We start from the raw sequence: 22,639 nt of genomic DNA on the forward strand, positions 1-22,639 counted from the left end.
AGTCTTAGCGACAGGACGGCTCGGTTGAAAGGGCGGGGAATATGCTGAAATCAATAACGGTCCTGGCGGCGAGCCTGGTCGCGGTGACGCTGTCGGTCGCCGACGCCCGGGACGGCGGAGTCCAGGCCGGTGCGGAAACCGTCCGCGAGCGCACCGGAGCGCCGGGAATCGGAATTCTCATCCGGCAGGGCGATGAGATCGAGCTCGGCCTCGCCGGAGTGCGGGCGGTCAACACCGATATCGCGCTTCAGCCGGATGACCTCTGGCATCTCGGCTCCAATACCAAGTCCATGACCGCGACCCTGGTGGCGCGACTGGTGGAGCAGGGACGTGTCAGCTGGGACGATACGATTGTCCAGCACCTCGGCGAGGTGGTCGATGACATCAATCCCGCCTATCGCGAGCTGACCTTCCGTCACCTGCTCAGTCACCGGTCCGGTCTGCCGGCCAATGTCGGTCCGGCGGCCATGCTCAGCTTCATCGCCCAGGGGGCGCAAGGTGGCGAAATCGCGCCGCAGCGTATCGCCTATGCGGCGATGGTGTTGTCGGCGGAGCCGGCGGCCGAGCCGGAAGCGGAATTCCTCTATTCCAACGCGGGATATGTCGTGGCGGGTGCCATGCTGGAGCAGGCAACCGGGGAAGACTGGGAAGTCCTGATCCAAAGCGAGGTGTTCGAGCCGCTCGGTCTGGCAAGCGCGGGTTTTGGTGCGCCGGGAAGTGCCGAGAGCGTCGATCAGCCGCGCGGTCACCGGTCCGGCCTGTTCGGGCGGCGGGCGGCCTATGCGCCCGGTCCGACGGCCGACAATCCGCCGGTTCTGGGACCAGCCGGCACGGTCCACATGTCGCTGGAAGACCTGTCACGCTATCTGGCTGTGCACATGGCCGGGGCGCGTGGCGAGGATACGGGCTTCCTCGATGCCGGGTCCTGGGAGATCCTGCATACGCCGCCGTTTGGCGAACACTATGCCATGGGCTGGGCGATCGATGGCCCCCGGTTGATCCACAACGGATCGAACACGCTCTGGCTGGTGCAGATGACGATCTGGCCGGATCGCGACCGGGCGGTGATCATTGGCGCCAATGACGGCGACGTCGAGACGCTGGGGCCCTATTTCAACCGGGCAACCCGCGAGGCTTTCGGCGAGTGACCGCTGGCGTCAGCCGCCCAGGTTTTCCTTCACCAGGAAAATCGCGACGATGAGCAGCACGGCCGCGAACTGCAGCACGACGCGCAGGCGCATCAGCTTGTTCGAGCGCGAGCGCGCCTTGTCGTCCGACTTGTACATGTTGAAAACACCAAAGCCGAGCGTCACGAGGACGGCCAGCATGGCGATGTAGAGCAGACCTGTGAGGAAGGTATCCATCAGCTTCTCCAGCGCAGTTCGGATGCGCGTACGGGGTTCTTGAAGGGTTCGCCGGTCTCGCGATGCTTGTCCCAGGCGCGCTTGAGGGCGAAATACCATTTCGCCTGCACATCGCTGTCATGGATCAGCATCAGCTTGGGATCATAGGCCAGGCCGACCTGCTGGGCGTTCACCGCATCGCGGTCCTGGCCGACAAAGGTCTCGATGCCCTTGCGGATCACCGGGTTGGGCACGATCGATGGCAGCCAGTGATCCCAGTAGACGACGATGGTGATCGCGGTCGAATTTTCGTTCGTTGGCGTAACGGCGGTAAAACCTGTGAAATGCCGGCCGCCGGCCTTGACGTATTCCGTGCGCAGGCCGGGCAGCTGGAAGCGGATTTCGGTCTGCGGCTCGCCCATCAGCGAATAGAGGTAGGAATTCTTCGACGGAACGTGCGGCAGCATCGAGAAACCGCGCTCGACGGGGCCGAATTTCTTGGTCTTCTCGTGCACCGACTTGGCCGAGCGCCACCACCATTGGCGGTGGATGTAGGGGATGTGGGCCGGGTCCATAAGACCGATCACGGCGTGGTCGACATGGCAGTTGAAAACGTCGTGCACCACGAGTTTCGGCCTGTGCCCGTCGGGAATGTCGAGCTTGGGCGGGTCGGTGCTCGGCGCGACCTCGGCATTGGCCTCGTCGGCATACCAGATCCAGATCAGGCCCTGATCCTCTTGGACCGGAAAGCGGCGTACCCGGATCTTGGTCAGGTCCATCGCCTCGGCCTGGTCGGCGGTCAGCGACGGGATCGCCGCGCACGAGCCGTCAGTGCGGAAACGCCAGCCATGATAGGGGCATTCAACCTGGGTCTCGCCATCATGGTTCTGCGCTTCGCCACCCGACAAGAGGATGCCGCGGTGCGGGCAGATGTCCTTCAGGGCATAGGCCTTGCCGTCATGGTCGCGGCCGAACAGGATCGGCTGGCCAAGCAGCTCGCGATGGAGATGCTGACCCGGCTTGAGCTCGCTGGTGAGGGCGCCGAAATACCACAGGTCTTTGACAAACATGATCGCCACATAGCGCGTTGTGCCGCGCCTGCCTAGCAGGCGGGCGGCATCACATGTGCGGCATATGGACTTGTCGCGCGCCGGGGCGGGGCGCTAGTCTGATGGTCGCAAAGGGGGCGCGTTGGAGGATGACGCGCATGCACGACACGCGATCCGGTGTTCCGGGGAGGCCCGCCACCACAATCTGCCTGGTGGCGGTTATGGCCCTGTCCGCCTGTTCCGGTGAGCCCGATCCGCTCCCTGACGAGGCCCGCCTGCCGGGAGCGGCCGTGGCGGCGCTACAGTCCCATCTGACGCGCATGAGTGAGGGTGCCTTGACTTGCAGCGAAGCCGCGATCGAAGCGGCGCCCCGGGCGGTCGGCTTCATCAATGATGACCGTCTGCCCGATTTCGCCATCTCGACCCAGGACCTGCAATGCCGCAGCGAGCTGGGATCGGCGGTCGCCTATTTTTGCGGCGGGTCGATCTGCGCCTTTCCCGCCCTGATGTCTGAGGGCACGGACTACCGGGTCATCTGGTTGATGTCGGGCAATGAAGTCTCCACCCGGACCGACTACCAGGAGGCGCGTTTCGTGGTCCGTCAGGGCGTGTTCGCGGGTTCCGCAGGCAGCCGGGTGGCGGTGCGTGAATATGTCTGGCGGGACGGGACGCTGACCCGTGTGCTCGAGCGTGAGGAGGTCGCGGGGCGCATGCCCTAGCCGTCAAACCGGGCCCGGACCTCGTCCGGCGTCACGCCGCTCTCGCGCAGGGATTTCAGCGTCACCGACTGGTTGCGCTTGGCAAAGCGCTCGCCGTTTTCGTCCAGCAGAAGCCGGTGATGCCGGTAGACGGGTGTCGGCAGGTCGAGCAGGGTCTGCAAGAGGACATGGAGCGGCGTCATCTCGCGCAGATCCTCGCCCCGAATGACATGGCTGATGCCCTGAAGGGCGTCATCATGCACCACCGCGATGTGATAGCTGGTGCCGACATCCTTGCGCGCCAGGATGACATCGCCCAGCGGGTCCGGATCGGCGAGCTGATCGCCCTGGGCCTCTTCCAGATAGCGCATGGTAGCAAAACGCGGCCCCAGCAGGTCGCGGCACCGTGCCAGCGACAGGCGCCAGGCGAAGGCCTCGCCCGCCGCGAGCCGGTCGGCTTCCGCGTCCTCACTCATTGGCTCATTGGGTCCGCGATAGACCTCGCCAACGCCATGCGGCGCGCGGGCGATATCGGCCATGATTTCGCGCCGTGTCTTGAAACAGCGATAGACCACGCCCAGCGCCTTCAGCCGCTCCAACACACGCCCATAATCATCAAAATGCTCCGACTGCCGTCGGACCGGCTCTTCCCAGTCCAGCCCCAGCCAGATCAGATCGTCGAGGATGACCTGCTCGAATTCCGGCTTGCAACGGACGGTATCGATATCCTCCATCCGCAGGATGAACCGCCCCTCCGCCTCGCACGCCGCCTGAAACGCCGTCCAGGCCGAGAAGGCATGGCCGATGTGCAGGTGCCCGGTGGGAGAGGGCGCAAAGCGGGTTGTGAAGGTCATTGTGGGAGGGAGCCATGTTTTTCAAAAAACTCAATACCCGGATTGTCATCCCTGCCGGATGTCCGGCAAAGGCCGGACGCAGGGCAGGGATCCATGTGGTGCCACGAATTAGGTCCCTGACTTGCGCCCGGCCTGCGCCGGGCGTCCATCAGGGATGACAAGAATATGCGGGATGGTACGTGCGCCCCACTCGCCTCTTGCCCCCATCCCCCGCATCCCTCTATCCAGTCTGCAATCAATCCGGAGCCCTTCATGACCCGACCGATAGACGGACCGCGCGTCGCGCCGCGGGATGGATCCGCACCGAAAAAGTTGGTGATCTTCCTTCATGGCTATGGCTCGAACGGGCAGGACCTGATCGGGTTGGGCCAGCATTGGGCGCGGGATCTGCCACATGTTCAGTGGGTATCGCCGAATGCGCCGGACCCGGTGCCGGGCGCGCCGGACGGGTATCAGTGGTTCCCGATCTCCAATCTTGATCCGGAGCGGATCGAGGCCGGTGCGGCAACCGCCTGGCCGATTGTCGATGCCTTCATCGACCAGGAACTCACCCGCTATGGCCTGACCGAGCAGGATCTGGTGCTGTGTGGCTTCTCGCAGGGGACCATGCTGTCGCTGGCGACCGGGTTGCGCCGCGAACGGCCGGTGGCCGGGATCATGGGCTTTTCCGGAGCGCTGCCGGGGGGCGGGCGCCTGAAAGAAGAGATGCGCTCCAAACCGCCGGTGATGCTGGTTCACGGTGACCAGGACCAGGTCCTGCCGCTCGGTTTCATGTTCGACGCGCTGGAAAATCTGGCCGCCGCCGGTCACGGCGCGCAATGGCATATCTCGCAGGGTCTGCCCCATTCCATCGGCGAGGACGGGCTGGAAATCGGTCGCCATTTCATCGCCAATGCCCTGGCCGGGCGTTACCGCTGAGCCACACAGGCGGGGTGTCATCGAGGATTCGCGAGCTCGTCATAGGACTGACACGCGAACGGGAGTAGCCTTCCTGCAAGCGCCGGGTGCGACGTGATTCGAACCAACGGATCTGCCTCCGGCGTGCGACGGGAGGTGTGCTTTCAGGACGTTCGTCCGGAATACCCGCCCCCTCCTGATCTGTCCCATCCGGCCGGTTGGGACCGGTCGCAGCGAGGGAGGTCGCCATGCAGGTGCTTGATCGGGCACTGCAGGGATGGCCCTGTCTGGTCCTGAATGCGGACTATCAGCCATTGAGTTATTGGCCGCTATCGACCTGGCCGTGGCAGGAAGCCATCAAGAATGTCTTCCTGGAGCGGGTGGCCGTGGTCTCGCATTATGACGAGGTCGTGCATTCGCCCAGTTTCGAGATGCACGTGCCATCAGTGGTCGCCCTGCGCGACTATGTCCACCAGGAGCGCACGCCGGCCTTCACACGATACAATGTCTGGCTCCGCGACGGTTTCAAATGCGTCTATTGCGGCAAGCATGGCGTCGAGCAGCTGACCTTCGACCACGTCATCCCGAGGCGCGCCGGCGGCAAGACCAGCTGGGAAAACATCGTCGCCGCCTGCGGCCCGTGCAATCTGAAAAAGGGTGGCCGCACACCACGCGAGGCGGGCATGCCGCTGCCGCGCCCGCCGCAACGCCCCAACATGCACGAGCTGCAATCCCAGGGCCGCCGCTTCCCGCCGAAATTCCTGCATGAAAGCTGGCTGGACTATCTTTACTGGGATATCGAGCTGGAACGCTAGACGTCCGGAGCGCCCTCATGCCAACCCACATCGCCCTGCTGCGGGCCGTCAATGTCGGCGGTACCGGCAAGCTGCCCATGGCCGAGCTCAAGGCCATGGCGAAGCGGATCGGTTTCGACAATCCGCGCACCTATATCGCCTCCGGAAACCTGGTCTTCGAGAGCGAACTGGGTGTCGCGGAAGCCGGAGCGAAACTCGAGACGGCGCTGGCAGAATACGCGGGCAAGCCGGTCGGTGTGATCATGCGCACACCGGCGGCGATGAAGGCCGTGTGTGACAACAATCCCTTCCCCGAAGCGACAGGCAATCGCTGCGTGGTACTGTTTCTTGAAACCGCTCCGGCCGCCGATCTGCAGGCCACGCTGAAACACCAGGCGGGCGAGAAGGTCGGCGCCGGTCAGCGCGAGATCTACACCCATTATGTGGACGGTATGGGCCAGTCGAAACTGGTCATTCCGGCAGCAAAGGCCGGGACCGCGCGCAATATGAACACGGTGGCAAAACTGGTGCAGATGGCGGCCGGTTAGGCGCCGCGATCAGACCCGCTCGGAGACCTTGATCGCCACCCGGCAACCGGCCTCGATGGCGCGCGACAGCAGGGCATAGCCCGGCGCCTGCTTGGCGCCTTCCTCGATGGCGAGGTCGCGGTGTTCGAGTTCTTCCTCGCGGAATTTGGCGAACAGGTCGGCCAGCTCGTTCTCGCCCATGGCACGCAGCTCCTCGACCTGACCGGCATAGTGCTGCTCGATCACGCTTTCGACCGCTTCGGTGCAGGCGTGGGCGGCCTTCTCACCCATCAGGGCGGTGGCCGTTCCCAGCGCCCGACCAGCGATATTCCAGATCGGCGCCAGCGCGGTCGGCCGGGCGTCGTGCTTGAAGATCAGCCCGTCAAACGCGTCCAGATGGACCTGTTCGTCGGCTTCCATCTCTTCCAGCTGGCGGGCAATGCGGGCCTTGTGGGGCAGGGCTTTGAACACGGCGCGCTGCCCCTGATAGATGGCAACGGCACCATATTCGCCGGCATGATCGACGCGGATCATTTCCTCGATGCGGCGCGGCGAGCGACGATTGCCGGGCATGGGCGGGGTGAAGGATTTGGTCCGGTCCGCCTTGGTCATGACTTCAGCCCCTTGATGCCGACCAGCGTGGCGACAATCGCCATGACAGCAGAAATCAGGGCGTTGTAACCGGCCATTGAAATGCCCAGCAGGGTCCAGGCCGCTTCATCGCACAGGACAATCGGGCCGCAGTCGGTGCCGTCGATGATGCAGGACAGGTCAACCTGCGGCATGCCGCCGGTGCTCGTACAGGTCGCGGGGCCTTCCCACCAGTCATACTCGACGCCGGCATGCCAGAAGGCAAAGCCGGCCGAGTAGACCAGCACGGCCGCCATGGCGAAGATCATCCACGGCGCAAACTTCGCCAGGCCCGGCCGGACAATCAGGGCCACGCCGAAAACCAGGCCCAGCGCGATCACGGTCAGATGTATGTGGCGCTGATCATAGCAGAGCGCGCACGGCGCATAGCCGCCGATATACTGAAAACCCCAGGCGCCCAGCATGAGCATGAGCGAACCGCCCGCCAGAAGCAGCGGCCAGCGGGTCAGGGGAAACTGGGTCAGAACCGGGTTCATGAAACGCATTCTTACGAGATCACCTGAGCCACGCACCGCGACCAATGCGCACATGAACGAAAACCGGTCAGACCAGGGACCGGATGAAGTCCTTCAATACATCCACAGCCGCCATGCCGAAAAATGAAAACAGCGTAACCAGCAGCGCGATCCAGGCGATGCCGAGGACCAGTCCGGCGAGGACCAGAAGGCCGTCACGGGTGAGCAGGCCCAGCGACCCGATGACCAGCGCGATGCCCGGCGTCGAATTGGTCAGCGGCAGCGGGACGAGGATCGAGGCGCAGAACAGCACGAAGGTGCCACCGACAAACCGTTCGGCCATGGCGCCGGACAGGCCGGTCAGGCGCGGCCGGGCAAGCGCTTCGAGCCAGCCGAACCATTTGCGGCCGCCGCGTGCCATGCGGGTCAGCCCCGCCTTGTCGATCCGGCGCGCCTTGAAGCCGGACGGCAGCCATGGCTCCGGCCGACCCATCGCCATCTGCGCCGACAGCGCCATCATCGGCAGCGCCATCACCTGCGGCACACCATAGAGAAAGGGGATGCAGACCGGCAGCGCCATCGCAAACAGGATGACCCCGAAGGCGCGTTCGCCCAGCGCATCGACGAACTCACCCAGCGAAAGCCCGTCATCGGGTGCCGTCCCGGCAATCTGTTCCAGCGTCCCGATGAGGCCGCGCGGCGAAGTGGTGTCAGTCATCATCCCATCCGTTGTGGAGCGGTCCCGAACCTAGCTGCATGGACAGGGTCGGCCAAGCGCAATGGGTTGTTGACAGGTTGAGGCCGGATGGGCAGCTTGCGCCTCCGAATTTCCCCGGCTCGAACCGCCTGTCCAAACAGGCCCGACCGGCGATCACAGGCCCCTGTGGCGGAATTGGTAGACGCGACGGATTCAAAATCCGTTTTCTTCGGAAGTGCCAGTTCGAGTCTGGCCAGGGGCACCATTTTTCTTTCCTGTTCCCGCTCCGCTCGACCCGAGCCCGGCACCGCTTTCGCAGCTGGGGTCGATGCTCACATGGAACGTGCTCAAGGCTGGGGTATTCGCGACCGGTCCGTCGGGGCGGGTTACTTTTTATCTCACGGCAGCTCGCTGTGCTCGCGCCTCCGATGGGGCAGCGCATGAGCGCTGGCGCGCGGTCGCGCTTGCGGCCCTGTGGGGCCGGGTCTTGATCTCACGGCAACTCGCTGCGCTCACGCCTCCGATGGGGCGGGCTGACCGCCCGGCGCGCGGTCGCGCTTGCGGCCCTGTTGGGGCCGGGGGTGTCATGACACGCCTTATTCCCTCCCTGACTGCACCGTCATCAACCTCTTGAAATCCGTCCTCGTCAGTCACCGCGACGGGTGATAGCCTTTCGCTTCGAGCCTGGACGGAGGCCTGATCTTGGTGTCGCCTGGAAACGCGTTGTTGTTTGCCCGCCTGTCGCTGGCGGTGATGTTCCTGTGGTTCGGGGTGATGAATTTCACCGGGGTCGGGACCCAGATCACTGGCAGCTGGATCGAGGGGCATGCCTTCCTGTCCGGACTGGTCGACCAGGCCGGATCTGCGGCCAAGACGCTGGGTGTCTACCAGATCATTGCCGCCGTGCTGGTCGGCGCGCCGATCCCGTCGGGCAGTTTCCGGCGCATCGGCTTTGCCATGACCGGGCTCTATGCCTTCCTCGCCTTGACGGTGTTGCTGACCAATCCGGTGTGGATCGAAGCGGCGGGCGGGTTTCCGGCCATCGGGTCCGGTCAGGGCATCCTGAAATATGTCGCCATCCTGGGACTGTCCCTGTGGGGCGGGAGCTTCGCGAACTCACGCATGTTCGCCCAGCGTCACACTGACATGCGCCTGTGGAGCCAGCCGGTGATGTGGCTGGGCCTGGTGCTGGTCCTGGGCTGGATCGGCGGCATGAAATTCACCGCGGTCGAGGCGGCCGGGATCGAGCCGCTGGTTCAGACCAGCCCGTTCTTCGCCTGGCTGCTGGGTCTGATGCCGCTGCAGACCGTGTCCAACCTGATCGGCATGATCGAACTGATCACCGTCATCGCCCTGGTCGGCTACTGGTTTTCCAATACGCTGTTCCGGATCGGGTTGGGTCTGGCCATGCTCACCTTCGTGCTGACCCTGAGTTTCCTGTTCACCTTTCCGGCAAGCTGGTCGGCCGATTTGGGTGGCTTCCCGGCGCTGGGGCGAGCCGGACATTTCCTGCTCAAGGACCTGCCCCTGCTGGCTGCCTGCCTGGCGCTGCTGTCGGAGACGGGCCGTGAAGGTACCATGCGACGCCGCTAGCCTGGCCGCGGACCGGCTCGCTTGACGCAGCTTTCGCCGGTAATCTTCTGAAACATGTGTTCACACTTGCCGCCCGAGCGGCCGCCCTCGCTTGACCGCAAGGGGGCGGGCCATATCGTCACGCGCAAAGAAACAAGGGAGGTTTGGTCGAATGGGCATGCTGGGCGCCATCGCGCGCGAGTTCAATTATGTGACGAGCATGCTCTCGGTGCTGAAGAAGATCGGCAAGGTCGGCTCCGGCTCCGGTCTGCGTGTCCCGGATCATATCGAGACCACCGTCGACCGCTTTCCCGACCGCCCGATGGCCATCCTGGATGATGGCGAAATCAGCTATCGCCAGTTTGACGCCTTCGCCAACAAAATCGCCAATTGGGCGCTGGAGCAGGGACTGAAACCCGGCGACTCTGTCGCCCTGTTCATGACCAATCGCTGGGAATATATCGCCGTCTGGTTCGGTCTGTCGAAGGTCGGCATCGTCACCTCGCTGATCAACAGCCAGCTGGCCGGGCAGTCGCTGGCCCACTGCCTGACCATTGGCGAGACCCGCCACGCGATCGTCGAGGGCGCCCTCTCTGACGCCTATGACGCGGCACGGGCCTGCGGTGTCGGCGACATCCAGGCCTGGTCGTTCGACGGTTCTTTCTCCGAAGCCAAAGGACTGGATGATGCCCTCGCCGGGATGAGTGATGTGCGGCCTGATCGCGCTGTACGCGCGGCGGTCGAGCCGGGTGATCCGGTGTTGAAAATGTTCACCAGCGGCACGACCGGCCTGCCCAAGGCGGCGCTGATGACGCATGTGCGGGCGCTCTATTATCTCAACATTTTCGCGCTCATCGCCAAGGCTGCGCCGGAAGATCGGATGATGATGGTGCTGCCGCTCTATCATGCCACCGGCGGCCTGTGCGGGGTCGGCTGCGCCCTGTCATTCGGCGGTGCGCTGGTCATTCGTCCGCGCTTCTCCGCCTCCGCCTTCTGGCCCGATGTGCAGCGCTTCAAGGCAACCCTGTTCATGTATGTCGGTGAGCTGTGCCGCTTCCTGGTCAATTCGGACCCGGTGCCGGAAGAAGCGGGGCACACCATTCGCTGCGCCATCGGCAATGGCATGCGCCGGGATGTCTGGGATGCCTTCCAGGCCCGCTTCGACGTGCCGGACATTGTCGAATTTTATGGCTCGACCGAGGGCAATGTCGGCCTGGTGAACGCCTATAATCAGCCCGGCGCTGTCGGCCGGGTCCCGGGTTATCTCAAAAGCCGCTTCAATATCGATCTGGTGAAGTTCGATCTCGACAGCGAAATGCCGCTGCGCACCACTGAAGGGCGCTGTGTGCCGTGTGAACCGGGCGAGGTTGGCGAGGCGATTGGCCGGATCGATCCGTCCGATGCGCGGTTCCGCTTTGACGGCTACGGTTCCGAGGAAGACACCGAGAAGAAGGTGCTGCGCGATGTCTACGAGCCGGGCGATGCCTGGTTCCGCACCGGTGATCTGATGTCACGCGACAAGTTGGGCTATTATTATTTCATCGACCGGGTCGGCGACACTTTCCGCTGGAAGTCGGAGAATGTGGCCACCGGCGAGGTCGCCGAGGCCTTTTCCTTCAAGGGCATCGAGCAGGCCAATGTCTATGGCGTTGAGGTCAACGGCCATTCTGGCCGCGCTGGCATGGCGGCGCTGGTCACCGAAGCTGCCAAGGGCCTGGATCTGGAGGCGCTGCATGCGCATGTGCATGCGTCCTTGCCGGCCTTCGCCCGCCCGCTCTTCCTGCGTCTCCAGCAACAGACCGACACAACCGGCACCTTCAAGTTCCGCAAGGTCGATCTGGTCAAGGACGGGTTCGATCCGACCAAGGTCGAGGATACCATCCTGCTCGATCACCCCGGCGAGGGGCGCTATGTGCCGATGACGCCGCAGCTGTACGAGGCGATCCAATCGGGTAGCCTGCGGGTATGAGTATTCACGACCCCACCATCGACGAAATCCTCGACTTCTGGTTCGAGGCCGCCGGCCCGGCCCGCTGGTACGCGTCCTCGCCGGCCTTCGACGCCCGCGTGCGGCGTCTGTTCGCCCGTCCCATTGAGGACCATGCGCGGCTGTGGTGGGAGAGCGAGCATCCGTGGGAAGACAGCGCCTTTGGCAGTTTCGCCCTGATCCTGATGTTCGACCAGTTCACCCGCAATGCCTGGCGGGGCTCCGGTCATGCCTTCGCGCATGACGAGATCGCCCGCAATGTTGCCTGGAACATGCTTGAGCGCGGCTTCGACTGGGCCATTCCGGACGATCGCCGGGCCTTCGTCTACATGCCTTTCATGCATTCCGAGGAAATCGAGGACCAGGATCTGTGCGTCGCTCTCGCCGGAGAGCGGCTGTCGGGGAGCGGCACGCTCGATCATGCCATCAAGCATCGCGATGTGATCCGCCAGTTCGGTCGCTTTCCCTACCGCAATGAGGCGCTCCAGCGGACCTCCACGCCGGCCGAAACGGCGTATCTGCAAGGCGGCGGATATGCACCGGGCCGCAAACGCGCCTGATACTGCCCGGACAGAACGACTCGGCAATTTCGACCGCAGGGCAGGGCGCGCCGATCTGTGGAAAACATAAATATTTGATTTATTTAAATTTAATCACGACTCCTTGTGGCCCGGGCCTTGCTCTTAACTGGGCAAGACACCCCTTCCGGCAGGAGCCCAGAATGACCCCGCATGTGCAAATCACCGCCCAAGACATCCACCAGATTGCCTGGACCATGGTCGATCTGCATGGGGCGCAGGCGATCGGCTATGCCGACGAAGCGGTGACCGATCTGGACGGTCAGGGTCTGCCCGAAAGCGCCGATGCCTGGCGCGCCCTGCGCTCGGTGATGGAAGACGCCCTGGCCGGTCGGCTGGATCGTGACGGCGCTGTTACCCTACACTGACCCTGGTCCAATCTGCCGCGTTTGCCTCCGCTCGCAGCCATGCTAACCCGACGGCATGGATACGCCCGCCTGGCCTGAGGCCCTCACCAAATTCGGATTGCCGGACCCGCTTGAGCCGGCCCGTGCCGCGCCGCGCATGCGCGAGACCCTGAGCAACGCCGCGCCGCACATGGATGTGCGCCCGCCGGAAGTTGCCGAGGTCCGTGATCTTTCTGTCCCAGGAGCCGAGGGTGACATTCCGGCGCGGCTCTATCGTCCCAATGGTGTTGAGGCGGACGGTCCCTGTACCTTCTTCATGCATGGCGGTGGCTATGTGATCGGTGATCTGGAGAGCCATGACCGGCTGTGCCGTCGCCTGGCCGCCCATTCGGGCGCGCGTGTATTGGCGGTCGATTATCGCCTCGCACCGGAACACCCCTGGCCCGCCGGGGTTGAAGACTGTCTGGCGGCTTTTGACTGGCTGACCGAAGGCGGCGCCGCCGAGATCGGCGCCCTGCCGGACCGCATCGCCGTAGCAGGCGACTCGGCAGGAGGTGGCCTGGCAGCAATCCTGGCCCAATCTCGGCGTGACCAGATCTGTTTCCAGCTCCTGATCTATCCGCTCCTGCAACTGGTTGAACGACGCAAGGCCAAGCCGAAACTGCTCGAGGGCCATCTCCTGTCCAGTTTCACGCTGGACCAGATCGTCAGGGCCTATCTGAGCACTCCGGACCAGGCCAACGAGCTGACCGTCTCGCCGCTGCTCAACAATGATCTGGCCGGCCTGCCGCCGGCTCATATCGTGGCCGCCGAGCTCGACCCGCTGCTGGACGAGGGACAGGCCTATCGCGACCGGTTGGCTGCGGCGGGCATCCCCGTCAGCTACGCCATCGGCAAGACCCTGCCACACGGCTATTTCAATCTGACCGCGGTTCTTCCGGGCGCCAAGGCGATCATCGACGAGACCGCAGTCATTCTCGGCGACGGGCTGCGCGGTTGAGGTTTGCAATCGGCCGCGGGCGCGCTTAGCTGCCAGTTATGAGCTTTTCTTCCGCCTACCGCCCCGACCCGGCCTTCTCGAAACTCGGCGACGAGTTTTCCGACCCGGTCGAACCGGCAGACTTCCCCGCCGCCATCGAGCGCTTCTGGAATGATCGCTGGGACGGCGCCATCGGTCTGGACGGTCTCAATCCGGCCGAGCGCGAAGCTCACTTCCAGCGCTTCGAGCCCCTGCCGGACAATCAGCCCCGGCCGCGCGCCATGCGTTATCATGGTCATCAGTTCCGTACCTATAATCCGGACCTGGGCGATGGTCGCGGCTTCCTCCATGCGCAAGTGCGCGATGATGCCGGGCGACTGCTCGACCTCGCGACCAAAGGGTCCGGCCAGACGCCCTGGTCGCGCGGCGGCGATGGTCGCCTGACCCTGAAGGGCGCGGTCCGCGAAGTGCTGGCGGCGGAAATGCTGGAAGCGCTGGGTGTGCAGACGTCCAAGGCGTTCTGCGTGTTCGAGACCGGTGAACAGCTGGCCCGCAATGACGAACCCTCGCCAACCCGGTCGGCCGTGCTGACCCGTCTCGGGCACTCGCATCTGCGCATCGGTACCTTCCAGCGCCATGCGACCGAGGGGGCCGCTGACCGCATCGATGCCCTGATCGGACACGCCATCGAGCACTATTACCCGCAGCTCGCTGGCGAGGCCGACGCGCCGGCGGCGCTGCTGTCAGCCGTCGTCGAGGCCAATGCCAGGCTGGCCGCCAGCTGGATGGCGGCGGGTTTCGTGCACGGTGTTCTCAATACCGACAATATCAATCTGACCGGTGAGAGTTTCGACTACGGGCCGTGGCGCTTCCTGCCCCATTACGAGCCCGGCTTCACCGCCGCCTATTTCGACGAGCAGGGCTTGTATTGTTTCGCCCGCCAGCCGGAAGCGGTGTTCTGGGCGCTGCAGCAGCTGGCCAATGCGCTGGCTCTGGTCGGTGAGCGTTCGACCCTCGAGGCCGCGCTCAACGCCTATCCCGAACTCTATCGAACCGCCTTGCTGGATGCCTTCCTGGCCCGCTTCGGGCTGGTCTCGGCCGGCGAGGCCGCGGATGAAGTGCTGGTCCGCAGCTTCCTGGCTTTCATGGAAGCGTCGAAACTGGTCTGGGAAGCACCTTTGCACGACTGGTTCTGTGGCGAGGCGTCGGCTGACCGCGCCCTGTCCGGCCCGCGCGCCGACGCCTATGCCGGACCTGAATTCGACGCCTGGCGCAATGCCTTTGCCGGACGCGAGCCGGTCCGTGCGGACCGGTTGTCCCACTCTGTGTTCAAGCAAGCGGAGCCGGTGACAATGGTGATCGATGAGGTTGAAACCGCCTGGGCCGCCATCGCCGATCAGGACGACTGGTCACGCTTCAACGCGTTGATCAGGTCCGTCCGGCAGGCCGGAAAGGGCTTTGATCTGGGCCACAAGCGCGTAGGGTTCCGGCCATGACACTCGACCTTATCCGGGCGGAGACGCTCGACCACCCCGATCTCGTTCACGCCTTCACCACCCGCACCGGCGGTGTCAGTGAGGGGGTGTATACCTCGCTCAACCTGACCCGCTCGCGCGGGGACCAGGCTGCGTATGTCGCCGAAAACAGGATCCGGGTCCGGCAGGCGCTGGGCGTGGACGCGCTGGTGTTTGCCAACCAGGTTCACGGCCGCGCGGTGCTGCGGGTCGACGGACCACCCAAGGGCGATCAGCCGGCCGGGGAGGGGGATGCCCTGATCACGGATCAGCCGGGGCTGGGTTTGGCCTGCCAGACCGCCGACTGCACCCCGATCCTGTTGTTTGACCCTGTGCGCCGGGCGATTGGTGCGATCCATTCGGGCTGGCGCGGAACGGTGCAGGATATTGTCGGGGCCACGGTGGAAGCCATGGTCGACGCCTATGGCTGCCAACCGGCTGACCTGCGCGCTGCCATCGGGCCCTCGATATCGGCGGTCAATTACCGGGTCGGTCCGGAAGTGGTCGCGGCGTTTGAAGATGTGTTCGAGGTGACCGGCGGCATCCTCTCACCGAAAGACCCCGAAGGCGGGGCTCATCTGGATGTCGGCGAGGCTTGCCGCCGGCAATTGATCATGGCCGGGATCGAGGCGGACGCGATCTGGCGTTCTGACGTGTGCACCTATGCGGCCGAAGCGCGCTTGTTCTCGGCCCGCCGGTCGTATCATCAGGGCCAGAGCGGGTTGTTTGGCGGCCAGGCGGGCATTATCGCGCTGGCGCACACGGGCTGATCGACAATCGCCCCTTGGTTTTCTGCCCGACTGCCTTAAGTTTCCGTACCCAAGCATCGAAACGGAGCCATTCATGCCGCAGTCCCTCGGTTATGCCGCCCAGTCCGCCGACGCCGATCTAGCGCCGTTTTCCTTCGACCGGCGTGAGCCGGGGCCGGACGAGGTCCTGATCGAGATCACCCATTGCGGGGTCTGCCATTCCGATCTCCACCAGGCGCGCAATGACTGGAAGAACACGGCTTACCCATGTGTTCCCGGGCACGAGATCATTGGTACGGTTGCCGCCGTGGGCGCCTCGGTCACGCGCTTCAAGGCTGGCGACACAGTGGGCGTCGGGTGTCTTGTCGACAGTTGCGGTACATGCGCCCATTGCGATGAAGGGCTTGAGCAGTATTGCGATACCGGAGCGACGGGGACGTATAACGGACGCCTGCCGGATGGCAGCCATACCTATGGCGGTTATTCCCAGAAGATCACCGTCAAGGAGAGCTTCGTCCTGCGCATTCCGGACACGCTGGACCGTGCCGGTGCCGCGCCGCTCCTGTGCGCCGGGATCACCACCTACTCCCCGCTGCGGCACTGGAAGGTCGGGCCGGGCCAGCGCGTCGGTGTCGTCGGCCTGGGCGGGCTGGGCCACATGGCGGTCAAGCTGGCCAAGGCCATGGGCGCCGAGGTGGTGTTGTTCACCACCTCGCCGGGCAAGGTCGAGGACGCCAAACGCCTCGGTGCTTCCGAGGTGGTGATCTCCAAGGATCGCGAGCAGATGAAGGCGCAGCGCCTGTCGCTCGACTTCATCCTCAACACGGTTGCCGCCTCGCACAATCTCAACCCCTATCTGGACTGCCTGAAGGTCAATGGTTCGCTGGTGCTGGTCGGCGTGCCTGAAGAGGCTCACCCCTCACCCTCGGTCGGCCGCCTGCTGGCCAAGCGCCGCTCGATCGCCGGCTCGGCCATTGGCGGCATCGCCGAGACCCAGGAAATGCTCGATTTCTGCGCCAAGCATGGCATTCATTCCGACATCGAGATGATCGCCATGGCCGACATCAACGAGGCCTATGAGCGGATGCTGAAAAGCGACGTCAAATACCGCTTCGTCATCGACATGGCGACGCTGACCTGACAGCGGCCATCCCTCACGGCTGGCCGGGGAGCGTTGCGGCGCTGAACCAGAACTCCTCGATCGCCTCGACCAAGCCACGCATGCGTCCGAACTCGTCGGGCTTGGTAATATAACCATTGGCATGTCGGTCATAACTGTCGGCGATATCCTGATCTGCGCGCGAGCTTGACAGGATGATGACCGGTATGCGCCGCAGATCTGGCGCCGTCTTGAGCTGTTCGAGAACCTGTTTGCCGTCCAATTTCGGCAGGTTCAGATCCAAGAGCACAATGTCTGGCGTCGGCTTGTCCTCAAACCCGTCCCGTCTGAACAGGAAATTCAGCGCCGCCTCCCCATCCACCACGACGTGAAGGCGTGCCTTGAAAGCGCTGTCCTCGAATGCCATCCGGGTCAGGAAGGCGTCGCTCTCATTGTCCTCGACATGAAGAATTTCGATATCGCGTGTCTGTCCCGTCATGCATCCGCTCCCTTGGCGCCAATGGCCTGCTGTGATGGGGTGTCGACTGCCTGGTCTGAGAGGTCGGGCCAATAGACATAGAAGCGGCTGCCCTTGCCCAGGTCCGACTCGGCCCAGATCCGGCCTCCGGCGCTCGTGACAATCTTGCGGCAAATCGCCAACCCCATCCCGGTTCCCGAATATTCTGCCGCTGAATGCAGGCGTTTGAACGGTTCGAATATCTGTTCGCAATACTCCGGCTTCATGCCGATACCATTGTCGGACACCGTGAATAGCCAGCCCGCCTCGAAGGGGGAGGCGGAAATCTGGATCCGAGGTGGTCCCGATGCGCCGGAGTATTTCAGTGCATTGGCGATCAGGTTCTGAAACACCCGGGAAAAACGGGTCGGGTTTGCGCGCATCGTTTCTGGCAAGTGAATGACGGCAAACGCGGCCTTCGTTCGGTCGGCCTCCTCGGCGAGATTCTGGCGCGCCAGGTCAATCATGTCGCTCGGCAGAAAGGTTTCAACCTGGCCCAGGTCATCGCTGGCGCGCGAAAACGAGATCAGATCATCCAGCAGGGCCTGCATGCGGTTGGCCGAATTGGCGCAAACGTCCAGCGCCCGGCGTCCGTCCGCATCAACCTTGTCGGCATAGCGCCGATGCAGCATTTGCGAGAAATTGGCGATCATCCGCAAGGGTTCGCGCAAATCGTGCGAGGCGGCGAATGAGAAGCGTTCAAGCTCGGAATTACTCTCTTCGAGGCGGGCAATGAAGGCCTCACGCTCGGCTTCGGCGCGCTTGCGGTCGGACAGGTCGCGAGCTGTTGCCACAAAGACGTGCTCGTCCCCCTCTCGGTATTCGGTCACGGCGAGTTCGATCGGGATGGCATGACCGTCGGCATGCCGCCCATCAACTTCGCGGACTTTTCCGACGATTTCACTCGATCCTGTCTCGATGTAGTGCCGGATGTAGTAGTCGTGCTTGCGGCTGTGCTCGAGCGGCGTGAGGAGGCGGATATTTTCACCGACCAGCTTGGCCGGATCGTGCCCGAAGACGGTCAGGCAGGCCGGGTTCGCTTCCAGGATGATGCCGGCAGCATTGGTGGTCACGACCGCATCGACGGCGCTCTGGGTTACCGCGCGAAGCCGCATTTCACTTTGCCGACGAGCCAGTTCGCGCTCACGCTCCTCGGTGATGTCCTCGATTGATCCCGCCAGCCGGATCGCTTCCTGCGGCCCGGTCCACAGGGCCTGACCGGTGACATGGCACCAAACGTGGTGCCCCTTGTTGTGCATCAACCTGATATCGCGAAAAAAGGGCACGCCCTGGTCGATATGGCTCCGGATGGCCTCCTGCAGTGGCTCGGCATCATCCGGGTGAACGCGTGAAAAAAAGCCGCTGGAACCTTCGATCGACTGACCTGCCTGGATTCCCAAAATCTGCTTGGCGTTGGGCGAGAGAAACAATGTGTCTTCGCCAATATCCCAATCCCATACGCCGATGGCCATGCCGCGCACAACCAGGTCGTAGCGTTGCTCCGAGAGCTGGCGGACGGCGTTGGCGCGGCGCAGGAGCAAGGATTGTCGGCGGACCATTTGAATGGCCAGCACGAGACCGGCGATGAGCAGGCTCAACGCCGCCGAGACGCCGGTTTCAATCAGATTGGCGCCGCCCGGTGCCAAGCTGATAAGCAAGGCCTCGGACATGATGAACACAACAACAAGGCTGGCTATGGCGGGCGAGTACAGCCCGGCCGGAGTTCTCGGGTCGAGGGTCGCGCTCGTTGGCATTCTCCGTTGCCTTTCCTGAGTGAGAATCCGATTGGACACCGACCCATACCGTGCAGTCAAGACATTGTATGGTTTAAGGTTGTTGGGTGCTTCGCGCATTGGCACGCAGGCCGGAGCGGGCCCTCCAGGCGGAAAGGCCAGCGCATGCGGTGCACAAACCAACGAAGCTGGTGACCCCGACTGGATTCGAACCAGTGGCCTACAGATTAGGAATCTGTTGCTCTATCCGACTGAGCTACGGGGCCGACCAGAATGCCTAACTGGAATAGTTGAATTCCTGACGCAAGTGCGAACTTCGGTCCGTCGGTGGCTTGCGGACATCGTGTGGTTCCGCCAGCCGGAAACCCATTCTTAACCAGTGGCTCAATTAAGCCTTTGTTTACAACGTCTGTTAGCGGGGGCGAAAAGTAAGTGGGCGATATTGGTCGCATGTAAATGGGCTGGGAGGCTCCTCATGCGTCAATATTTGAAGTCCGGAGCTGCAGCGATTGCACTCTTGTCCCTGACCGGGGCAATGATGCCTGCACATGCGCAGGAGTCCGATGATGACGCGAATGGCGACGGGCTGAATTTCCTCCATCCCTATCGCGGCGACATCAACCCTTTCCGGGGCGACATCAACCCCTTCCAGGGCGATATCAATCCGTTCCGAGGTGACATTAATCCCTTTTATGGAGACATCTCTCCATTCTGGGGCGACATCAATCCATTCTGGGGCGATATCAATCCCTTTGGCGGGGACATCAATCCCTTCTTCAGTGACGACATCAATCCGTTCTGGGGCGATATCAATCCGTTCGGCGATGACATCAATCCCTTCTGGAGCGACATCAATCCTTTCTGGCAGGATGTCGGCCCGCTCTGGGGTGATCTCAATACCGCGTGGAATGAGGCGGCGGCCGGCGGAGGCGACTACACGACGATCGCCAATGACATGGCGTCGGTCATCGATCGCGCCGAGGATGTGTTCGGTGCCGCCATTGAAGCGCGGACCGGTCAGACGATGGACGAGGCCTTCCTCGACGCCCTGCTGGCGCGCTTCGGCATTGATCTTGACGATCCGGACAGCCTGGCCTCGGTCAGTGTCGGCCAGCGGTCGGAATTCTTCCTGACCTTCTATGACAGCCTGATGGGCTTCTCCGGCGTCGACCATATCGATCACTGGATGCCGGCCATCAATTGGTCACCGGCCATGGCCGCCAGCTATGACTGGGGCCGGGCCCCGCTGGTTGGCGTGCTCGATTTCAGCGTCAATACGGTCGATGGCTCAAGCTTCCGCGGACAGGGCGGCGAGCGTGACTATCTCAATGTCAATCACGGCAATGCCGTCGCCAGCCTGATCGGTGCGCCGGTCGATGGTGTCGGTGTCATGGGTGTCGCACCGCATGCGGCCTTGCGTTTTTACAATCCGTTCGACGAATCCCATACGGCCGGCTGGGATGATGTTGCCGCCGGGGTTGAGTCCCTGGCCAATGGTGGCACTTCCGTCATCAACATGTCACTGGGCGTGCCCGGCTGGACCCTGCACCAGGAATGGGCGGAGGTCTTCCGCCAGGATCGGGTGGCGCGCCATGCCGATGATCTGACCTTCGTGATCGCCGCCGGCAATGACGGTGTCACGCAGACGGTGGACCTCGACTGGACCGGTGTCTCGGTGCTCGACAATCTGCTTCTCGTCGGATCGGTCGACCCGAACGGCAATATCTCGTCCTTCTCCAATACGCCGGGCGAAGCCTGCTTGCTGACCAATGGTGTTTGCGAGACCGGCTCGCGCCTGATGGACCGTTTCCTGGTTGCACCGGGTGAGCTCCTCCTCGTCGATGACGGCGAAGGCGGTGTGACCCGCGTGTCGGGGACCTCTTTTGCGGCGCCGCTGGTGTCCGGTGCGGCGGCCCTGGTCAAGGGGTGGTGGTATTGGCTCGACGGCAGCGAAGTGGCGGATGTCCTGCTCTTGTCGGCGCGGGATCTCGGCGAGCCGGGTGTCGACGCGGTCTATGGCCACGGCATGCTCGATGTCGCTGGCGCCATGTCACCGCTGGATGCGGCCAATCTCTACGGGCTGGACAAACACAGCAATCCGGTCGAAGCGGCGGAATTGATCATCACCGGTGGTCGTCTGTCACTGCGCCATTCCAACAAGCATTATGTCACAGTGTTCGAGGATATCGGCGACAGCTATCGCGACTTCTCGATCGCGGTGGACGATCTGATCGTTGGCAGCTCGCTGGCGGAATCGGTCGCCAATGCCTATGCCGAACAATATATCTATGAGCGGACCAGCGCGTCGCTGAACGGGACCAGCTTCTCGGATATCAACAGCGCGTCCCGGGTCCTGTCCCGGCGCGGCAATCTGATGGTGACGGCCACGGCCTCCAGGCTGGATCCGTCCAATGTCGGCTATGCCCGTGATCTTGGCTTCCATGCCGGTGTCGAGCTGACCGATACGGAAAGCGGCCGGTCCATGAAATTCGGTGTCGGTGAGGGCGCCTTGGCGCTGTCCAGCCAGACCGGCTTCAATCTCTTCTCGGACCATCGTCCGGAAAGCGGTGGGGTGAACCCGGTCCTCGGCTTTGCCTCCGGCGGTGCCTATGCCGCCAGCACATTCAACATGGACGGCGATCTGCAAGTCTCCTTCGGTATCACGACCACCCATGAGCAAGCGCTCTATGTGATGCCGGGCACTGGCGAGGAGCGCGCCCTGTTTGACAGCGTTGCGCCTTACCAGGCCTTCGCCGCCAATATCGATCTCAGCTATCCGCTGAGCGATCTTGTAACGGTCAATGGCTCGCTGACCCAGCTGCACGAGGCGACCGGCCTGCTCGGTGCCCAGGGCGGCAGTGTCCTGGCCCTTGAGGGCGGTGCGGACACGACCGCCCTGACCTTTGGTGTCGACGCCCGGCCGTCCTCGCGGATCTCCCTGAGCGCGTCGATGACCATGGCCCAGACGCGGACCACGGCCTTTGATGGCGGCCTGCTCGACATTGCCGAGCGTATCGACAGCACTGCGGCACAGGTCTCCATCCGCTACGAGGCGCTGTTCTCGAACAATGATGGTGTCCGCTTCAGCATGGTTCAGCCGCTCCATATCGAAAGCGGTGCCCTTGGCTATACCGGGATGGCGGTCACCGATCGCGAGACGGGTGAGCTGGGTGTCCAGAGCGATACCTGGGAGCTGGGTGGTCGGCGTCCGGTCTATGCCGAGGTCATCTATGCGACCGAGCTGGGATCATCGGACCGTCGTTTGAGCGTCTTCAGTCGCCAGCAATTGTCCGGCGACGAGCAGGCCTCGGAGTTCTCGGCCGCGACCAGCGGTGTGCGCTTCGAAATGCGCTTCTGATCCTCGCGGCGGCGCGTTGAAAGAGGGCCGTCGGCGAGCGCTGGCGGCCCTTTTCATTTGTCTCGCTTCGCGGGTGGGCGCCCTTCATTAGGCATTCCTTTAACGGAGACTGCTAGAGTTCGGCATCAAGGGCGTCCAAAGCGATGCGTTCGGAGAGAGTTTGTGCGTTTGCCTGCAAGTCCACTGGCGATAGTTGCGGTCGTCCTGAGCTTTGTTCTGGCTCTGGTGCCATCCGCTGTTC

The 22,639-nt window shown here is 63.4% G+C and carries 22 protein-coding genes and 2 tRNA genes; 15 read left to right on the top strand and 9 right to left on the bottom strand.

What is annotated here, in order from left to right:
- Positions 1–41: 41 nt before the first annotated feature.
- The gene (locus ACN0X9_RS09905; protein WP_417487442.1) at positions 42–1,148 is read left to right on the top strand and encodes a serine hydrolase domain-containing protein; all 1,107 of its coding nucleotides are present in this window, start codon (positions 42–44) and stop codon (positions 1,146–1,148) included.
- A 9-nt stretch (positions 1,149–1,157) separates the two neighbouring features.
- On the opposite strand, the gene ACN0X9_RS09910 is transcribed toward ACN0X9_RS09905, so the two are convergent.
- Both ACN0X9_RS09910 and ACN0X9_RS09915 read right to left on the bottom strand, forming a co-directional pair.
- The gene (locus tag ACN0X9_RS09910) at positions 1,158–1,364 is read right to left on the bottom strand and encodes a twin transmembrane helix small protein (RefSeq protein ID WP_417487443.1); all 207 of its coding nucleotides are present in this window, start codon (positions 1,362–1,364) and stop codon (positions 1,158–1,160) included.
- Positions 1,364–2,413: a Rieske 2Fe-2S domain-containing protein gene (locus ACN0X9_RS09915; protein WP_417487444.1), complete on the bottom strand. Its 1,050-nt coding sequence runs from the start codon at positions 2,411–2,413 to the stop codon at positions 1,364–1,366. The genes ACN0X9_RS09910 and ACN0X9_RS09915 overlap by 1 nt, the downstream gene beginning before the upstream one ends.
- A gap of 137 nt (positions 2,414–2,550) precedes the next feature.
- Here ACN0X9_RS09915 and ACN0X9_RS09920 point away from each other — a divergent pair, with 137 nt between their 5' ends.
- A complete protein-coding gene (locus ACN0X9_RS09920; RefSeq protein WP_417487445.1) occupies positions 2,551–3,111 on the top strand; it encodes a hypothetical protein in 561 nt (186 codons plus the stop codon).
- On the opposite strand, the gene gluQRS is transcribed toward ACN0X9_RS09920, so the two are convergent.
- On the bottom strand, positions 3,108–3,944 hold the full coding sequence (gluQRS, locus tag ACN0X9_RS09925; protein WP_417487446.1) for a tRNA glutamyl-Q(34) synthetase GluQRS: 837 nt from the start codon (positions 3,942–3,944) through the stop codon (positions 3,108–3,110). The two genes, ACN0X9_RS09920 and gluQRS, sit on opposite strands and share 4 nt — an antisense overlap.
- A 252-nt stretch (positions 3,945–4,196) precedes the next feature.
- Between gluQRS and ACN0X9_RS09930 the strand changes: the two genes are divergently transcribed.
- From ACN0X9_RS09930 to ACN0X9_RS09940, 3 genes are all read left to right on the top strand, one after another.
- Positions 4,197–4,862, top strand: a complete 666-nt coding sequence (locus ACN0X9_RS09930; RefSeq protein WP_417487447.1) for an alpha/beta hydrolase — start codon at positions 4,197–4,199, stop codon at positions 4,860–4,862.
- A gap of 227 nt (positions 4,863–5,089) precedes the next feature.
- The gene (locus tag ACN0X9_RS09935; protein ID WP_011644287.1) at positions 5,090–5,656 is read left to right on the top strand and encodes an HNH endonuclease; all 567 of its coding nucleotides are present in this window, start codon (positions 5,090–5,092) and stop codon (positions 5,654–5,656) included.
- Positions 5,657–5,673: 17 nt separating this feature from the next.
- Positions 5,674–6,183, top strand: coding sequence for a DUF1697 domain-containing protein (locus ACN0X9_RS09940; protein WP_417487448.1), 510 nt, complete (start codon positions 5,674–5,676; stop codon positions 6,181–6,183).
- A gap of 9 nt (positions 6,184–6,192) precedes the next feature.
- Here ACN0X9_RS09940 and ACN0X9_RS09945 read toward each other — a convergent pair whose 3' ends face one another.
- Genes ACN0X9_RS09945 through ACN0X9_RS09955 form a run of 3 tightly spaced genes read right to left on the bottom strand, consistent with a single transcriptional unit; the run spans position 6,193 to position 7,986 of the window.
- Positions 6,193–6,774, bottom strand: coding sequence for a demethoxyubiquinone hydroxylase family protein (locus ACN0X9_RS09945; protein ID WP_417487449.1), 582 nt, complete (start codon positions 6,772–6,774; stop codon positions 6,193–6,195).
- On the bottom strand, positions 6,771–7,298 hold the full coding sequence (locus tag ACN0X9_RS09950) for a disulfide bond formation protein B (RefSeq protein ID WP_417487450.1): 528 nt from the start codon (positions 7,296–7,298) through the stop codon (positions 6,771–6,773). Before ACN0X9_RS09950 ends, ACN0X9_RS09945 begins: the two co-directional genes overlap by 4 nt.
- A gap of 58 nt (positions 7,299–7,356) precedes the next feature.
- Complete coding sequence (locus ACN0X9_RS09955; protein ID WP_417487451.1) at positions 7,357–7,986, bottom strand: exopolysaccharide biosynthesis protein; 630 nt, start codon at positions 7,984–7,986, stop codon at positions 7,357–7,359.
- A gap of 159 nt (positions 7,987–8,145) precedes the next feature.
- Between ACN0X9_RS09955 and ACN0X9_RS09960 the strand changes: the two genes are divergently transcribed.
- From ACN0X9_RS09960 to ACN0X9_RS10000, 9 genes are all read left to right on the top strand, one after another.
- Positions 8,146–8,230 (top strand) — tRNA-Leu (locus ACN0X9_RS09960).
- Positions 8,231–8,670: 440 nt separating this feature from the next.
- Positions 8,671–9,558 (top strand): DUF417 family protein, encoded by an 888-nt coding sequence (locus ACN0X9_RS09965; protein ID WP_417487507.1) that lies wholly within the window; start codon positions 8,671–8,673, stop codon positions 9,556–9,558.
- 91 nt (positions 9,559–9,649) lie between these two features.
- Complete coding sequence (locus tag ACN0X9_RS09970; protein ID WP_417487452.1) at positions 9,650–11,506, top strand: long-chain-acyl-CoA synthetase; 1,857 nt, start codon at positions 9,650–9,652, stop codon at positions 11,504–11,506.
- Entirely contained in the window at positions 11,503–12,084 is a 582-nt protein-coding gene (locus ACN0X9_RS09975) for a DUF924 family protein (RefSeq protein WP_417487453.1), read from the top strand. The genes ACN0X9_RS09970 and ACN0X9_RS09975 overlap by 4 nt, the downstream gene beginning before the upstream one ends.
- Before the next feature lie 161 nt (positions 12,085–12,245).
- Positions 12,246–12,470 carry a hypothetical protein gene (locus ACN0X9_RS09980; protein ID WP_417487454.1) on the top strand — a complete coding sequence of 75 codons (225 nt, stop codon included), beginning with the start codon at positions 12,246–12,248 and terminating at the stop codon, positions 12,468–12,470.
- Positions 12,471–12,525: 55 nt separating this feature from the next.
- On the top strand, positions 12,526–13,449 hold the full coding sequence (locus ACN0X9_RS09985; RefSeq protein WP_417487455.1) for an alpha/beta hydrolase: 924 nt from the start codon (positions 12,526–12,528) through the stop codon (positions 13,447–13,449).
- A gap of 38 nt (positions 13,450–13,487) precedes the next feature.
- Positions 13,488–14,924 (top strand): protein adenylyltransferase SelO, encoded by a 1,437-nt coding sequence (locus ACN0X9_RS09990; RefSeq protein WP_417487456.1) that lies wholly within the window; start codon positions 13,488–13,490, stop codon positions 14,922–14,924.
- Entirely contained in the window at positions 14,921–15,712 is a 792-nt protein-coding gene (pgeF, locus tag ACN0X9_RS09995; protein WP_417487457.1) for a peptidoglycan editing factor PgeF, read from the top strand. Before ACN0X9_RS09990 ends, pgeF begins: the two co-directional genes overlap by 4 nt.
- A 73-nt stretch (positions 15,713–15,785) precedes the next feature.
- The gene (locus tag ACN0X9_RS10000; RefSeq protein ID WP_417487458.1) at positions 15,786–16,832 is read left to right on the top strand and encodes an NAD(P)-dependent alcohol dehydrogenase; all 1,047 of its coding nucleotides are present in this window, start codon (positions 15,786–15,788) and stop codon (positions 16,830–16,832) included.
- A gap of 13 nt (positions 16,833–16,845) precedes the next feature.
- Here ACN0X9_RS10000 and ACN0X9_RS10005 read toward each other — a convergent pair whose 3' ends face one another.
- The 3 genes from ACN0X9_RS10005 to ACN0X9_RS10015 form a co-directional block, all read right to left on the bottom strand.
- Positions 16,846–17,289 (bottom strand): response regulator, encoded by a 444-nt coding sequence (locus ACN0X9_RS10005; RefSeq protein ID WP_417487459.1) that lies wholly within the window; start codon positions 17,287–17,289, stop codon positions 16,846–16,848.
- Entirely contained in the window at positions 17,286–19,061 is a 1,776-nt protein-coding gene (locus ACN0X9_RS10010) for a sensor histidine kinase (RefSeq protein ID WP_417487460.1), read from the bottom strand. Before ACN0X9_RS10010 ends, ACN0X9_RS10005 begins: the two co-directional genes overlap by 4 nt.
- Before the next feature lie 168 nt (positions 19,062–19,229).
- Positions 19,230–19,306, bottom strand: a tRNA-Arg gene (locus ACN0X9_RS10015).
- A gap of 209 nt (positions 19,307–19,515) precedes the next feature.
- Here ACN0X9_RS10015 and ACN0X9_RS10020 point away from each other — a divergent pair.
- On the top strand, positions 19,516–22,398 hold the full coding sequence (locus ACN0X9_RS10020) for a S8 family peptidase (protein WP_417487461.1): 2,883 nt from the start codon (positions 19,516–19,518) through the stop codon (positions 22,396–22,398).
- Positions 22,399–22,639: the final 241 nt, after the last annotated feature.

The sequence above is a fragment of the Maricaulis sp. genome (genome assembly GCF_048268525.1).
In the GTDB taxonomy this organism is placed as follows: domain Bacteria; phylum Pseudomonadota; class Alphaproteobacteria; order Caulobacterales; family Maricaulaceae; genus Maricaulis.